The sequence below is a fragment of the Massilia sp. Se16.2.3 genome (genome assembly GCF_014171595.1).
Taxonomy (GTDB): Bacteria; Pseudomonadota; Gammaproteobacteria; order Burkholderiales; family Burkholderiaceae_D; genus Telluria.
Genome location: NZ_CP050451.1, coordinates 2,768,431 through 2,781,084 on the forward strand (window position 1 = coordinate 2,768,431; position 12,654 = coordinate 2,781,084).

Annotated in this window: 12 protein-coding genes and 2 pseudogenes; 5 read left to right on the forward strand and 9 right to left on the reverse strand. The window is 66.1% G+C overall.

What is annotated here, in order from left to right; all coding sequences use genetic code 11:
• Positions 1-40: 40 nt before the first annotated feature.
• The 3 genes from purU to G4G31_RS12650 are packed head-to-tail and all read left to right on the forward strand — an operon-like array spanning position 41 to position 1,986.
• Positions 41-907, forward strand: coding sequence for a formyltetrahydrofolate deformylase (gene purU / locus G4G31_RS12640; RefSeq protein ID WP_182988003.1), 867 nt, complete (start codon positions 41-43; stop codon positions 905-907).
• Between the two features lie 21 nt (positions 908-928).
• Entirely contained in the window at positions 929-1,471 is a 543-nt protein-coding gene (locus G4G31_RS12645) for a YaeQ family protein (protein ID WP_182988004.1), read from the forward strand.
• Between the two features lie 47 nt (positions 1,472-1,518).
• On the forward strand, positions 1,519-1,986 hold the full coding sequence (locus G4G31_RS12650; protein WP_182988005.1) for a copper chaperone PCu(A)C: 468 nt from the start codon (positions 1,519-1,521) through the stop codon (positions 1,984-1,986).
• A gap of 145 nt (positions 1,987-2,131) precedes the next feature.
• Here G4G31_RS12650 and G4G31_RS12655 read toward each other — a convergent pair whose 3' ends face one another.
• On the reverse strand, positions 2,132-2,920 hold the full coding sequence (locus G4G31_RS12655; protein WP_182988006.1) for a head GIN domain-containing protein: 789 nt from the start codon (positions 2,918-2,920) through the stop codon (positions 2,132-2,134).
• A 116-nt stretch (positions 2,921-3,036) separates the two neighbouring features.
• On the reverse strand, positions 3,037-3,591 hold the full coding sequence (locus tag G4G31_RS12660; RefSeq protein WP_182988007.1) for an RNA 2'-phosphotransferase: 555 nt from the start codon (positions 3,589-3,591) through the stop codon (positions 3,037-3,039).
• Positions 3,592-3,747: 156 nt separating this feature from the next.
• Between G4G31_RS12660 and G4G31_RS12665 the strand changes: the two genes are divergently transcribed.
• Together G4G31_RS12665 and G4G31_RS12670 are read left to right on the forward strand one after the other, a co-directional pair.
• Positions 3,748-4,221: a DMT family transporter gene (locus G4G31_RS12665; protein WP_182988008.1), complete on the forward strand. Its 474-nt coding sequence runs from the start codon at positions 3,748-3,750 to the stop codon at positions 4,219-4,221.
• Positions 4,222-4,318: 97 nt separating this feature from the next.
• Complete coding sequence (locus tag G4G31_RS12670) at positions 4,319-5,440, forward strand: type IV pilus twitching motility protein PilT (protein ID WP_182988009.1); 1,122 nt, start codon at positions 4,319-4,321, stop codon at positions 5,438-5,440.
• A gap of 31 nt (positions 5,441-5,471) precedes the next feature.
• Here G4G31_RS12670 and G4G31_RS12675 read toward each other — a convergent pair whose 3' ends face one another.
• From G4G31_RS12675 to G4G31_RS12700, 7 genes and pseudogenes are all read right to left on the reverse strand, one after another.
• Positions 5,472-7,298, reverse strand: a complete 1,827-nt coding sequence (locus G4G31_RS12675) for a PPC domain-containing protein (RefSeq protein ID WP_182988010.1) — start codon at positions 7,296-7,298, stop codon at positions 5,472-5,474.
• A gap of 400 nt (positions 7,299-7,698) precedes the next feature.
• Positions 7,699-8,582: pseudogene (locus G4G31_RS12680) on the reverse strand (oxygenase MpaB family protein).
• 57 nt (positions 8,583-8,639) lie between these two features.
• Positions 8,640-9,908 (reverse strand): cytochrome c, encoded by a 1,269-nt coding sequence (locus G4G31_RS12685; protein ID WP_182988011.1) that lies wholly within the window; start codon positions 9,906-9,908, stop codon positions 8,640-8,642.
• Positions 9,905-10,651: pseudogene (locus G4G31_RS12690) on the reverse strand (cytochrome c). The gene G4G31_RS12685 and the pseudogene G4G31_RS12690 overlap by 4 nt, the downstream one beginning before the upstream one ends.
• Positions 10,652-10,724: 73 nt before the next feature.
• Entirely contained in the window at positions 10,725-11,129 is a 405-nt protein-coding gene (locus tag G4G31_RS12695) for a 3'-5' exonuclease (protein ID WP_308621413.1), read from the reverse strand.
• Positions 11,063-11,323 (reverse strand): hypothetical protein, encoded by a 261-nt coding sequence (locus G4G31_RS28315; protein ID WP_308621415.1) that lies wholly within the window; start codon positions 11,321-11,323, stop codon positions 11,063-11,065. Before G4G31_RS28315 ends, G4G31_RS12695 begins: the two co-directional genes overlap by 67 nt.
• A gap of 31 nt (positions 11,324-11,354) precedes the next feature.
• Positions 11,355-11,927: a ProQ/FINO family protein gene (locus G4G31_RS12700; protein ID WP_182988012.1), complete on the reverse strand. Its 573-nt coding sequence runs from the start codon at positions 11,925-11,927 to the stop codon at positions 11,355-11,357.
• Positions 11,928-12,654 lie beyond the last annotated feature (727 nt).

Genomic DNA, 12,654 nt, shown 5'->3' on the forward strand with positions numbered 1-12,654 from the left:
CGACAATGCCCGAGCTCCTTCGACTACCATCCCCGCCACCATGACGCATCCGGAATACATCCTGACCCTGTCCTGCCATGACCAGCGCGGCATCGTGCTGCGCGTGGCCGGTTTCCTGGCCGAGCACGGCTGCAACATCATCGATTCGGCCCAGTTCGGCGACCCGGAATCGCAGCTTTTCTTCATGCGCGTGCACTTCGCGCTCGAAGACGCGGGCGTGGCCGATGGCGACCTGCGCGGGGCCTTTGCGGCCTTCTGCGAGGCGAACGCCATGCGCGGCGAGCTGCACGATGCGCATGCCAGGCCGCGCGTGCTGATCATGGTCTCGAAGATCGGCCACTGCCTCAACGACCTGCTGTTCCGCTACAAGAGCGGCCTGCTGCCGGTGGAGATTCCCGCCATCGTGTCGAACCACATGGACTTCTACCAGCTCGCGGCAAGTTACAATATCCCGTTTCACCACTTGCCGCTGGCGGCCGGCGCGCCGGAAGAAGCCAAGCTGGCGCAGGAAGCGCGCATCATCGAGCTGCTCGACATGCACCGCATCGACCTGGTGGTGCTGGCGCGCTACATGCAGATCCTGTCGCCGGGACTGTGCGAGGCCTTGAAGGGGCGGGCGATCAATATCCACCACTCCTTCCTGCCGAGCTTCAAGGGCGCGCGCCCGTATGCCCAGGCGCACCGCCGCGGCGTCAAGCTGATCGGCGCGACGGCCCACTTCGTCACGGGCGACCTTGACGAAGGCCCGATCATCGAGCAGGACGTCGAACGGGTCGATCACGCGATGACGGTCGATGAATTGACCGCCATCGGGCGCGACGTCGAATGCGTGGTGCTGGCGCGCGCGGTCAAGTGGTTCGTGGAACACCGCATTTTGCAAAATGGCGACCGCACGGTCGTTTTTTAATCACTGGGTATTCAAGCATCAATGGCTCTTAAAGCAACCATCTACAAGGCAGACCTGCAGATCGCGGACATGGACCGCAACTACTACGCCGAGCACGGGCTGACGATCGCCCGCCATCCGTCCGAGACCGACGAGCGCGTGATGATCCGCGTGCTGGCCTTTGCCCTGCACGCGAATGAAGCGCTGGGCTTTACCAAGGGCCTGTTCGACACCGACGAGCCCGACCTGTGGCAGAAGGACCTGACCGGCGCCATCGATACCTGGATCGAGATCGGCCAGCCCGACGAGAAGCGCCTGCTGAAGGCCTGCGGGCGCGCCGAGCACGTGGTCGTGTACAGCTACAGCGCCACCAGCCACATCTGGTGGAAAGGCATCGCCAACAAGGTCGAACGCGCACGCAACCTCACCGTGATCAACATTCCGGCCGAGGCGAGTGCGGGACTGGAAAAGCTGGCCAAGCGTGCCATGCAGCTGCAGTGCACGATCCAGGACGGCCAGCTGTGGCTGACCGACAGCGTCGACACCGTACTGGTCGAGCGCGAAGTCTTCAAGGCCGCCGCCTGAGCCGGCCGGCACTATAATCGATCGTCTTTCATCCTCGAGAGTACCCCATGACCCGTTCCGTGATTGCTTTCCTCGCCTGCGCCCTGGCATCGAGCGGCGCACTGGCCCAAGTGAGCGTCCTCGACCCCTGGGTGCGCGCCACCGTGCCGCAGCAAAAGAGCGCGGGCGCCTTCATGCGGGTCCAGTCGACAGCGCCGGCCCGCCTGGTGGGCGTGAGCACGCCCGCGGCCGGACGCGCCGAGATCCACGAGATGGCGATGGAGAACAACACGATGCGCATGCGCCAGGTCGACGCCATCGCGCTGCCGCCCGGTAAGCAAGTGAACCTGGCCTCCGGCGGCTACCACCTGATGTTCTTCGACCTGAAGCGCCAGCTGAAGGAAGGCGAAACCGTGCCCGTGACCCTGGTGGTGGAGGATGCCGCGAAGAAGCGCAGCAGCGTGACGGTGGAGGCGCAGGTGCGGCCGCTGACCTATGTCGCGCCGCAGGTGGGGCAGGGGCACGCGGGACACTAATCGGACCGCGTGGGGTTATCGGGGCCGGGGGCGTCGATAACGTTGGCTACTGTACGATGACTGCGTGGGCACGGGGCGCCCACCCTACGATGATCACGTTGCAGGGTGGGCGCCGCGTGCCCACGCGGTACGTGAACCGACGGCGTTACAGCGGCGCCGCCCCGATTCGCTTCACATCCCCCGACCCCACGGTCGACTTGCTGACGCGCGGGTCGCCGTAGTAATTCACGTCGCCCGAGCCGGCGATCGTGACGGACAACTCGTTGCGCGGCCAGACGGTGGCTTCGCCGGAGCCGACCACGGTGACGCTGGCGCGGTTCGCGGCGACGCGTCCAAGGTCGACGTCGCCCGAGCCGCCGATCGACACCGTCAGCGCGCCGACCGTGCCGCGGCCGGCCTTCAAGTCGCCGCTGCCGCCGAGCGACACCGCCAGCGACTCGCTTTCCACGCCTTTCAGCTTGATCGAGCCGGAACCGCCGATGTCGACTTCCAGCGCGCGCCCGCGCAGGGCGTCCGACTCGATGTTGCCCGAGCCGCCCAGTGCCAGGCGCTCGATCGCCCGCGCCTGCACCACGACGCGGATCGATGTCGACTGCAGGTTGAGGTTGCGGCGCGCCGGGCGGATCTTCAGGGTATTACCCTCGACAACGGTCTCGAGCAGGGGCAGCAGGTTGTCGTCGGCTTCCACCGTTACGCCTTCGGTGTCGCCGATACGCAGTTCGACGCTGCCCGGCACCGCCAGCGACAGGCCGTTGAAGCTGCCCACCTGGCGGGTCTGCTTGACGATCTTGCCGCTGCCTTGCACCTGCTCGCCGCCCCAGGACCGGGGCGCGGCCATGGCGGTGGCGGTGTAGGCGGCGCCGGCCAGGCTTGCCGCGATACAGGCGGCCAGCAGGGTGCGGCGGCCGAAGGAGGAAAGCGTGTTCTTGTTCATGGTCGTGTCCTCGTGGTGGTCGATGCTGGCACTGTAGCGCCGGGCCGCGGGCGAGGGCAGGGCTTTGCGACGAAATGCGGGCAAACGCGACCAGGATGCAGCGGACGCGGACAGACTCAGGATCGTCCCGGCACGTCCAGGTAGCCCGGCGGCACGCTTTCCGTCAGCCAGACCCCGTTGTCGGCCTGGTAGAAGCGCAACCCGTCCGCATGCATGGTGGCGGCATCCACGCGCAGGACGACCGGCTTGCCATGGCGCGCGCCCACCTCGACCGCGGTGGCATGGTCGGGCGACAGGTGGACGTGGTGGCGTGAGCCCGGGCGCAGTCCCTCTTCGCGGATGGCGTCGAGGAAGCGGGTGGCCGTGCCGTGGTACAGCTGGGGCGGCGGCACGCTTTCCCTGTGCCGCAGCTGCACGCTCGTGGTCGAATGCCCCTGCACGGCGCGGATGCGCAGGCCGTCATCGGACACGGCAAAGCGCTTCTTGTCGTTGCTGCGCACGACCTCATCGACCAGGGCACGATCGATGGAGCGCCCGTGGCGGCCCGCCGCCTCGATCAGGGTGGAAACCTCGACCCAGCCTTCGCTGTCGAGGGCGATGCCGATCGCCTGCGGTGCGTGGCGCAGCACGAAGCTCAGGAACTTGCTGGTTTCGACGGCGTGCTTGCTCATCTGTTTTTCGCTCTTGATGTGGACGATTGCGCCATGATAGCTCCGCAGCTGTGCATTCTGACAACAGCGCGCTACGCCGGACCGTGCAGCGGAACGCCACTTCCACTACAATCTTGCCCTTTTGTTTCCGGCAGTCCCCGGTAAGGAAGTGATGTCATGAATGCGGTTTTGTTTCTCCTGGCCTTTTGCGTCGGCATCTTCATCTCGGTGCAAGCGGCGGTCAACAGCCAGCTCGCCAGTGCCCTGCATGCCAATTCGGTGGTCGCGGCCCTGATCTCGTTTTCCGTCGGCACGCTGGTGCTGGCCATTGCCGCCTTTGCCCGCGGCGGCGTCGGCGAAGCCCTGGGCGCCTTGACCCAGCAGCCGCTGTGGAAACTCGGCGGCGGCGTGCTCGGCGCCGCTTTCGTGTTCGGCACCGTGTTCCTGGCGCCACGCATTGGCCTCTTGAACCTGGTGGTGCTGGTGATTGCGGGCCAGCTCATGATGTCGATGGCGATCGATAATTTCGGCCTGGTGCAGATGGCGGTGCGCAAGGTGTCGAACGTGCGCATGGCGGGCGCCCTGGTGGTGGTGGCTGGGGTTGCCCTGACGCTGTTCGGCGACAAGATTGTTGCAGCACTGGGACGTTAAATAATTTCTTTCTTGCAGCTGCAATTTCTGGCGAGCATGGTTTTATAATGATCGGCATTGTCGTAACGACACACTGATCGATCAAGAGCCACGCCAGATGGAATTCCACCAGTCCTCGCAAATCCCCACGCTGTCGTATGTCGAAAACGAAGACCACCCGGTCTTCGGCACCCTGGTCGAGCAGATCCTGCACCTGCTCAACTCGCGCCTGGTGTTTTCCGACGTCATCATCCACCAGAACAGCCCGCTGATGCTGCGCCAGCCGAAAGGCCTGGTTGCCGTCACCGATTCGCCGATCACGCGCGAGGAGCTGGAAGAGTTCTTCGAAGTCATCGAGCCGAACTGGGCCGAACGTATCCTCGACCGCGCCTTCGACCGCTCGATCGACCTGCACACGGCGCGCATCCGCGCCAACTGCTTCAGCTTCCAGGGCAAGAAGCGCCTGGGCTGCGTGATCCGCCGCTTCCCCAAGGAACCGCTGCCACTGGCCGAACTCGGCCTGGACGCCAACGCCCAGGAACTGGCGCGCGCGACCAGCGGCCTGGTCCTGATCATCGGCGACACCTGCCAGGGCAAGTCGACCACGATCGCCTCGATGATCGACGAGATCAACGGCCGCCGCTCGGGCCACATCATCACCATCGAAGATCCCGTCGAGACCCTGATCCCGCAGCGCAAGTGCATCATCACCCAGCGCGAAGTGGGCGTCGACGGCGACGTCGAGAGCTATTACCAGGGGGCGCTGGACGCGCTGCGCGAACGCCCGGACGTGATCATGATCGGCGAAATCCGCGACGCCCGGACGGCCCAGGAAGCACTCGCCCTTGCCGAATCCGGTCCCCTCGTGCTTGCAACTCTTCATGCGCGCTCGACCGAGATGGGCCTGCAGAAGATGCTGCGTCTGCTCGGCAACCTCGATTCCCAGGCCCAGGCGCTGGCACATGCCCTGCGCGGCGTGCTGTGCCAGGCGCTGGTGCCTTCGCTCGATGCCAACCGCTACCACCTGGCCACCGAATGCCTGACCATGAACCCGACGGTGGCGCGCCTGGTCGAAGCGGGCGACCTGGGCGCCGTGCGCGACTACATGAACAGCGGTCGCGACCCTCACAGCCACACGATGAACGTCTCGCTCGAAAAGCTGCTGGCCACCCACCGCATCGGCGTCGACGACGCGCGCGCGGCCACGACCGACCGCATCGGGTTCGCCGACCTGGTATGAAGCCGGCCGCCGTCGCGCTTCCCGCGCCGGGTCAGTAGTCGACCCGCGCGCTCACGCTCGAGATCGCCGAATAGGCGTAGACGCCCACGTACCAGGTGCCGGCCGCCGGGTTACTCAGCGTGCACGACTCCGCGGCGTTGGGCGAATCCGACTTGCAGGCATAGCTGCTGCTGGACGGGAGTTGTCCCTTGCTGACGAACATGTCGGGGTCGCCGCCGGCGCCGCTGATGCCGAAGGTCAGGCTGGACTTGCCGGCGGGGACCTCGACCTGGAAGTACTGCCAGCTGCCAGCGGCTGCGCTCTTGCCGCTCGTCCAGGCGCCGTCCGTCAGCACCGGATACGCGCTACCGGTGCCACTGCCGGTCAGGGTGCCTTTCATGCCAAACCAGCCCAGCGAGGAATAATTCGAAAAGCCGTTCGCGGGCGTGCCCTCGGCGCCGCCGCGCACGACCAGGCGGTAGCTGCCGGCTGGCAGCGAGAGGTTGGTGAACTGCGCCGAGCGGTTCACCGACAGGTTGCTCGTCGCCACCGCCACATTCGCGGCGTTGTAGATCGTTGCCGAGACGTCGAGCATGCGCAGGTATTCGAGCGGGTCGATTCGCAGGTTCAGCGTCGACACGCCCGTGGTGGTGAAGGTGAAGGTGTCGGTGTCGGTGTTACGCTCGATCTGCCCGAAGTTGCGGGCCGGGTCGATGGCGCCGCCGCTGCCAAGGACGAGCGCGCGCCCGTTCGGATTGTCGTCGGCCATGTAGGGAACGCTCTCGACGGTGGTCATGCGGTACAGGTCGTCTTCGCGGTTCGTCGCCGTCGAATACTCGCCCCGGCTCCAGGTGAACAGCTGGTTGGGCCAGTAGGCGCCCATCCAGTAATTGCCCATGATCGGACCCCACTGGTAGGCTGCGATGCCCTCGAAATATTCGCCACCGGTGCCGCCCCCGTCGTGGCCCATGCCCATCTGGTGGCCGATTTCATGGGCGCCGGTCATGCCGATGCCGTAGCCGTAGTCGAAGCCGGCGCTCGGGTTGCGGTAGAGCGTGCCCGCGGTGGTGGAACCGAAGGAATTGAGCGGCGCGAACGAGCGGCCGTCCTGGTTGACGAAGTTGATGATGCCGGTACGCAGCACATTCGCTGCGCGCGCCGCATCGTAGACGGCGCGGCTGGTGGTCACGTTCAGGTTCAGCATCGAGTACTGGTCGGCAACCGATTGCCAGGCGCGGTACATGTTTTCCCTGGTGACGCCGTTGAGCGGCGTGGAGCCGCTCATCACAGCGGCGGTATTCAGGTAAAACACATACGGGCTGCCGGGTTTGCTTTGCAGCTGCAGCACATCCTGGTTCTGGTAGGGGCCGATATGCGGCGCCTGGCGCAGCGCCATCGGGCTGTAGACCGGGTGCGGCACGGCCGCCGTGGGCCTGACGATCGAATCGGGCACCTTGAAATCCGGATCGAAGTCCGGAACGATTTTCTTGATGTCGACTTCGGTCAGCCAGACCTTGCCCGCCGCATCGGTGGTGTATTCGAAAGCCTGTTTCGTATCGTACTTGAGCAGGTAGCCATAGATTTTCTTCTTGCTCCCTTTCAGCATGAAAGCGGAATGCGGCGTATCGATCGCCGTACCCGAAATCGATACCACGCCGTCTTTCTCGAAATAGTCGCGGATGTTTGCCGCGACGGTTTTTCCATTCATCGAATGGGCGACCATCGAGCGGCTATTCGCGCGCTGCGCGGCGAAACCCTTGATGACGGTGTCCACCGTGCCGATTTCCACACCGCGCGCCGGGCTGGCGGCGGGTGCCTGGGCAAATGCGGCGCCCGAGGCGAGAGCGGCGGCAAGGGGCAGGATAAAATGAGGTGCCATGTCTTTTCCGATATATTTATTTATATTGAGTAATAGTTTTCGCATCCCACAAGTTGGCGGAATGATCGGGTGTCAAAACCGATGGCACGACATTAAAGCTGAGATTGCATTTGAGGCAATGCGATTTGGGCGAAACGCGCGCATTCCAGGGGGCGACATTGCGCCTGTCGCCAGGCCAAATGAAATTTGCCTCCAGCGCGGCGGGTCAATGTATTTACCGGAAATAATTCGTACGGCTGGGCTTCAATTATCCAGTCGGAAAAATTTCCGTTTATTATTTTGTTGTATCCAAAGAAATTCGTTGGCTCGATTCCACAGCCCTTGGCCAAATGGCGACACGACTCGTTTCTAGGTGGCACGGAGTCGATTCGGCATGCATCGGATATTGCTGTGGCGGCGCTTATCGCATCTCGCGCCCGGCCAGCCGCCGCCGGGCTTGCCGCTCCGGTGTGTCGCCCAGCGGCAGCAGCGGCGCCAGCCGCGTGAGCAGGCGCACCAGTGCCGCTTCACCGCGACGCAGTCCCTGACCGCGCAATTGCGGCAGTGAAGCCACCGGCCTTGGGACGATCGCGACCGCCGCGCGGACCAGCAGCCGTTGCAGCGGCAGGAGGGGGGGCACGATGGGCGCCTCGTTCATGATCCGCAGGAATTCGAGCAGGATGGCGGAACCCTCGAGCCGCGGCGCGGTGGCGCCGAGCAGCGCATCCCATCCGGCCCGGGACTGGGGCACGCCTGTCGCGCCATACAGCCGCGCCGAGGGCTGGGCCTCGACGAAGGCGCGGTCTTTCTCGGCCGCGCTCAAAGGCGCCGCGTAGCGATGATAGGCCTCGATGAATCCAAAGACGGCGGTGGCCTGCACCCAGTCGAGCAGGCGCGGGTCGTTGGCGTGGTAGGGCAGGCCGTCAGGGGTGCTGCCTTCGATCCGCCCATGCACGCGCACCACCGGGCGATCAACTGTTCCGCAGCCGAACGCGGCCCGTAGACGGTCATCATGGCGGCAAAGCCGGTGCGGCGCAGGCGCATGCCGGGGTCGCGCTGGAAGCCGCCCTTGTCCCAGACACCCGAACGCACCGAAGGCTCCGCCAGTTCCAGCAGCACCGCGGCCACGCCGCCGATGAAGAGCACCAGCGGATTGGCGAACACACGCCGGGACACGCCGTCGGCCGGCGCCAGCGCCGGTTCGCCGGGCGGCTGCCTGAAGTCGAAGGCCATGCCCGGCGGCGGCTGCATCAGTTCCCGTATCGTCTTCCACATCGTCGCCTTCCTTCGGTAGCGCGTCCGCATGCTGGCGGGCGTCGGCGAGCACCGCGCCTTGCAGGCCGGCGGCCTGCCGGCACCCGGTCAGTCCAGCGGTACGCTGCGGTAGCGGTTCACTTCCGCGCTCGACACGGGGGCGGCGGCATTGCCCCAACTCGTGCGCAGGTAGGTCACGAGCGTCGCCACTTCGGTGTCATCCGGGGTGTGGCTGAACGGGGGCATGCCGTAGGGACGCGGATTGCCGGCGGTGCCGGGCGGGAAGCCGCCGTTCAGGATCACACGGATCGCGTTCACCGGTTCGGCCAGGGTCAGCGCGCGGTTGCCGGCCAGCGCAGGGTAGGGGCCCTTGCCCTCGCCGCGGGCGCCGTGGCAGCTGGCGCAATGCTGGCGATACAGTTCGGCGCCGGCCTGCAGCACGGCCTGCGGTGCCGGCGTGTACGCGGGTGGCGCGGGGTTCTTCTCCGCCGGGAGCGACTTCAGGTAGAGCGCCATCGCACGCAAGTCCGCGCCCGTCATGTGCTGCAGGCTTTGCTGGACCACTTCGGCCATGGGCCCGGTCACGCCGGCGCCGGGTGCGACCCCGGTTCCCAGCAATTGCACGATGTGTTCGACGCTGCGCCCGCCCAGGCCCGCTTCGGCGTTCGAGGTCAGCGACGGCGCGTACCAGCCGAGCATCGGAATCAGGCCGCCGCCGAGCGTGTTGCCGGTGGCGCCCAGGCGGTTGCGCGTGCTGTGGCAGGCACTGCAATGTCCCAGGCCCTCGACCAGGTAGGCGCCGCGGTTCCAGGCGGCGCCCTGCCTGCCATCGCTTTGCTGCACGCCCGGCTTGAAATACAGCAGGCGCCAGCCGGCCAGGGTGATCTGCTGGTTGTAGGGGAAGCGCAGATCGTGCGGCGTGTTCGGCTGGCGTACCGGCGGCAGGCTGCGCAGGTAGGAGAACAGGGCATCCGAATCGGCGCGCGTGACCTTCGTGTAGTTCGTGTAGGGGAAGGCCGGGTAGAGCAGGCGGCCGTCGCGCGACTTGCCGTTGTGCAGGGCGCGCCAGAAATCGTCGGCGCTCCACTTGCCGATGCCGGTAGTGGATTCCGGCGTGATGTTGGGCGCATGCAGGCGGCCGAAGGGCGTGTCAAGCACGCGTCCGCCGGCATAGGGCGCGCCGCCGCGTGCCGTGTGGCAGGCCATGCAGTCGCCGGCGCGGGCAAGGTAGGCGCCACGGGCGATGTTGACGGAGGTGGGGGCGTGGTCGGCGGGCGAAGCCGAGGCGATGAATTCCTCGCGCGGCCAGGCCAGTGCGATCACGAGTGCGGCCAGCAGCGCCGCGGCAGCCAGCACCAGGAGGGCGCGGCGCTTCATGGCAGGCTCCCGCAGGCCAGTGGCAGCGGTGCGGCCGGGTGCTCGGCCGGACGCGCGTCGGGCGGCGTCGGCTGGGTGGCGAGCCAGGCCGAGATGGCGGCGACGTCGCCCGGCGCCAGGCGTTCGGCGATGGTGGCCATGCAGTCGGGCGCGTGCGCGCGGCGCACCCCGTTGCGCCAGGCGCCGAACTGGGCGTTGACGTAGTCGCGCGGCAAATTCAGCAAGCCCGGGATGGTGGGCGCGACGCCCGTCAGGCGCTCGCCGTGGCAGGCGATGCAGGCCGGCACCTTGAGGGCGGCATCGCCCCGGCGCACGAGGCGCTGGCCGCGCTCGAGCACGGCGGCAGGAACGGCGCTTGGGGCCGGCGCGGGCACGGGGGATGCTGGTTCGAAAAGTAGTCGGCGATTTCGAGCAGGTAGGGGTCGGGCAGGTGATCGACCATCCAGGTCATCAAGGGGTACTGGCGCCGGCCTTCGCGGAAGTTGAGAAGCTGGTTGTACAGGTAGCCCGAGGGGTTTTCCGGCGATGCGCGGGAAGTACTCGCCGCGCGCGCGGGTGCCGGCGCCATCCTTGGGGGCATGGCAGGCGATGCAGGCGGCCACGCGCTGTTCGATCGTGTCCGGCACGGGGCGACCCCGCCGGCTTGCGCGGGCGGCCGGCGCCGGCAGGGTGCAAGCGAGCAGGAGGGCGACGAAAGAAGAAAGGAGGAAGCGGGCAAAGCGTGGCGCTGCGGCTGGCGGCATACCGGTGTCCAGGTTGTCAAAAGTCGGCAAATGCCGGAATGATAACCCAAGCGCGAATGAGGCCAGGCAGCGCTCAGGCAGCGGGCGGGTTGGCGCGCCAGTGGCGGTAGATGCGCAGCGCCACGTGGGCGTCGTCGGCCGCGTACAGGATCTGCTTTTCGGACAGGCGCGGCAAGGCCCAGTTGGTGGTGGTGATGCGTTTCGACTTCTGCAGGCGCTGGCCGAAATGGCGCTCGACCGCCGTCCCGGCGCCGAGCGTGTTGCGCTCGCCGCGGCGGCGCAGGGCCGTCGACAGGTCGAGCACGTTGTTGGCCTCGATGCCGAGTTTGCTGCGCAGGCGACGCAGGTCGTCGCCCAGGCCAAAGCCCACCTTCAGGATGCTTGCGGACTCGAGCACCGGACGCAGCACCGTCAGCGCCGTGGCGGCGTCGGCGCCGATCTGGAACAGCCAGGCGGTGTCGTCCGTTGCCAGCTGCACCGGTGCGGGCCCGTGGATTCCTCGCCCTTGGCGAAAGTGGGTTTCGACTCGGTGTCGAAGCCGATGACATCGGCCTGCGAGAGCGCCGCCAGCGCGGCCGCGGCGTCCTCGCCGGACTTGACCAGGCGCACGTCGGCCATTGCGATGCCCGCGTACGGGGGCAGCGCGTCTTCCGGCACGGAATTCATCGACAAGGCGGCTTCGACAAGGGCAGGTGGCGCCAGCTCAGCCGCGCGAGAACTTCGAGGCCAGCTGCTGCAGCTTTTCCTGGCGCAGGCGGGCCGCCTCCGCTTCGGCGGCGGCGGCTTTCTCGGCCTTCTTGCGCTCGGCTTCTTTCTTGAAGCGCTGCTGCAATTGTTCCTTCGCATGCAGGCGATGGGTGTCGGTCACTTCGGCACCGGCCACACCGTCGAGGTCGTAGCGCACGGTGCCCTTTTCCATCGCGCGCAGGTAGCGCATCGAGCCGGTGTGGATGCCCAGGGCTGCGCGCATGGTCTTGCGGTCCAGGCCAGGGATGCGCGACAGCAGTTGCTTGTCGATGCCGATGGACAGCGGCAGGCAGTCGCGGAAAGCCGGGAATTGCTGCTGCAGCTGCTTGAGCAGGGCACGCGCCGAGGTCGGCGCCGCCGGGGCGGCTTCCTGGACCGGCGCGCCGGCAGCGGTGTCGCTGGACGATTCGGCCGGCGATGCGGTGGCCGACACATCGGTCGGCTCGCTGCTTGCCGCGCTGTTCGGGGTCTCGGCTGGGGAAGGGGTGGTGGCGTCGACGGACTCGGCGGCAGGACTAATGGTGTTCATTGACTTCATGGTAATAACAGGAATCCGAAGGATAGCATGCTGGCCCGCACTAGTGCGCTGCCAATCGTGTGACTTCCACTGAGGATGGCCGGGTGACCGGGCGTTGTCATTGCTGCACTGCGCCGCCGGCCGCGAAATCGTGTATGATCCGCCTCTTGCCCTGCGCCCGGCTTGCGTGCGCGCAGACGGACGGAAGAGGTGTTCGTGGACTGAAGGGCAACAATATGTGGTTTGCTTATATCCATTATCGGATATATCAATTATCACCGATTCTTGCTTTAAGGCATAATGCTGCCTGTCCCATCTTTTGATCCGACAGAGACAATGCAAGCCCGTTTCGAGCCAACGGGCTTTTTTCGTTCCGACATGACCACCGCGATATTGATCCTTGCACATCGAAGCCTTGCCAGTCACACACCCGGCCACGCCTGGTGTTTTTGCAGGCTCGGTGCGCTTGATTTGCGGCTTGTCCGCCCTTAGCTAGGGCCATCCCGTTTCTTTTCCCCCCGGCCCATGCGGGCCATGGTGAATTATTGACCTCGCAGGCGGATAGCCGCCGCGACAGGAGAGTTTTTTTATGAAGAACACCGCCAAGACACTGACACTGACCGCCAAGAAGGCGCCGGCCAAGAACGCCGCGGCGCAGCTGGCAGTGCCGAAAACCGCGACCTCCTACTTCCTCGAAACGGAAGCGGCGGCCAAGGTAACGGTGGTCAAGACCCGCTCG

Coding starts and splice junctions, on each gene's coding strand:
- G4G31_RS12675 (WP_182988010.1), bottom strand. CDS start 7,298: ATGGCACCTCATTTTATCCTGCCCCTTGCCGCCGCTCTCGCCTCGGGC.
- G4G31_RS12650 (WP_182988005.1), top strand. CDS start 1,519: ATGACCCGTTCCGTGATTGCTTTCCTCGCCTGCGCCCTGGCATCGAGC.
- G4G31_RS12645 (WP_182988004.1), top strand. CDS start 929: ATGGCTCTTAAAGCAACCATCTACAAGGCAGACCTGCAGATCGCGGAC.
- G4G31_RS12670 (WP_182988009.1), top strand. CDS start 4,319: ATGGAATTCCACCAGTCCTCGCAAATCCCCACGCTGTCGTATGTCGAA.
- G4G31_RS12655 (WP_182988006.1), bottom strand. CDS start 2,920: ATGAACAAGAACACGCTTTCCTCCTTCGGCCGCCGCACCCTGCTGGCC.
- G4G31_RS12700 (WP_182988012.1), bottom strand. CDS start 11,927: ATGAACACCATTAGTCCTGCCGCCGAGTCCGTCGACGCCACCACCCCT.
- G4G31_RS12660 (WP_182988007.1), bottom strand. CDS start 3,591: ATGAGCAAGCACGCCGTCGAAACCAGCAAGTTCCTGAGCTTCGTGCTG.
- G4G31_RS12665 (WP_182988008.1), top strand. CDS start 3,748: ATGAATGCGGTTTTGTTTCTCCTGGCCTTTTGCGTCGGCATCTTCATC.
- G4G31_RS12685 (WP_182988011.1), bottom strand. CDS start 9,908: ATGAAGCGCCGCGCCCTCCTGGTGCTGGCTGCCGCGGCGCTGCTGGCC.
- purU (WP_182988003.1), top strand. CDS start 41: ATGACGCATCCGGAATACATCCTGACCCTGTCCTGCCATGACCAGCGC.